Source organism: Marinococcus sp. LNHM4E3-1, assembly GCF_056034405.1.
Genome location: NZ_JBQLID010000033.1, coordinates 1 through 1,548, shown reverse-complemented (window position 1 = coordinate 1,548; position 1,548 = coordinate 1). Strand labels below are relative to the sequence as shown.

1 rRNA gene is annotated in these 1,548 nt (G+C 57.3%); it reads left to right on the top strand.

Going from position 1 to position 1,548, the window contains the following annotated elements:
• Positions 1–67: 67 nt before the first annotated feature.
• Positions 68–1,548 (top strand): 16S ribosomal RNA (locus ACTRXI_RS16270); the annotation flags it as partial.

The window sequence follows — 1,548 nt, the reverse complement described above, 5'->3', positions numbered from 1 at the left end:
ACAAGCCAGAGCCCCAATCAAAAGCAACACATTTTTAGGGCATTTCGGATGCCACAGCATCAAACTTTTTACGGAGAGTTTGATCCTGGCTCAGGACGAACGCTGGCGGCGTGCCTAATACATGCAAGTCGAGCGCGGGAAGCCGGCGGACTCCTTCGGGAGGAAACCGGTGGAACGAGCGGCGGACGGGTGAGTAACACGTGGGCAACCTGCCGGACGGATGGGAATAACCCCGGGAAACCGGGGCTAATGCCCAATACGCCCTGACCTCGCCTGAGGTCAGCGGCAAAGCAGGGATCTTCGGATCCTTGCACCGTCCGATGGGCCCGCGGCGCATTAGCTAGTTGGAGAGGTAAGGGCTCCCCAAGGCGACGATGCGTAGCCGACCTGAGAGGGTGATCGGCCACACTGGGACTGAGACACGGCCCAGACTCCTACGGGAGGCAGCAGTAGGGAATCATCCGCAATGGGCGAAAGCCTGACGGTGCAACGCCGCGTGAGTGATGAAGGTTTTCGGATCGTAAAGCTCTGTTGACAGGGAAGAACCCACGCCAGTCGAACAGGCTGGCGTGCTGACGGTACCTGTCCAGAAAGCCCCGGCTAACTACGTGCCAGCAGCCGCGGTAATACGTAGGGGGCAAGCGTTGTCCGGAATTATTGGGCGTAAAGGGCACGCAGGCGGTTTCGTCAGTCCGATGTGACAGGCCACGGCTCAACCGTGGAAGGCCATTGGAAACTGCGAAACTTGAGGACAGAAGAGGAGAGTGGAATTCCACGTGTAGCGGTGAAATGCGTAGATATGTGGAGGAACACCAGTGGCGAAGGCGACTCTCTGGTCTGTACCTGACGCTGAGGTGCGAAAGCATGGGGAGCAAACAGGATTAGATACCCTGGTAGTCCATGCCGTAAACGCTGAGTGCTAGGTGTTAGGGGTTTCGATACCCGTAGTGCCGAAGCTAACGCATTAAGCACTCCGCCTGGGGAGTACGACCGCAAGGTTGAAACTCAAAGGAATTGACGGGGGCCCGCACAAGCGGTGGAGCATGTGGTTTAATTCGACGCAACGCGAAGAACCTTACCAGATCTTGACATCTTCCGCTACGCCTCGAGAGAGGCGGTTCCCCTTCGGGGGACGGAATGACAGGTGGTGCATGGTTGTCGTCAGCTCGTGTCGTGAGATGTTGGGTTAAGTCCCGCAACGAGCGCAACCCCTAATCTTAGTTGCCAGCATTCAGTTGGGCACTCTAAGGTGACTGCCGGTGACAAACCGGAGGAAGGTGGGGATGACGTCAAATCATCATGCCCCTTATGATCTGGGCTACACACGTGCTACAATGGATGGTACAACGGGATGCGAACCCGCGAGGGGGAGCCAATCCAGAAAAGCCATTCTCAGTTCGGATTGCAGGCTGCAACTCGCCTGCATGAAGCCGGAATCGCTAGTAATCGCGGATCAGCATGCCGCGGTGAATACGTTCCCGGGCCTTGTACACACCGCCCGTCACACCACGAGAGTTTGCAACACCCGAAGTCGGTGAGGGAACCCTT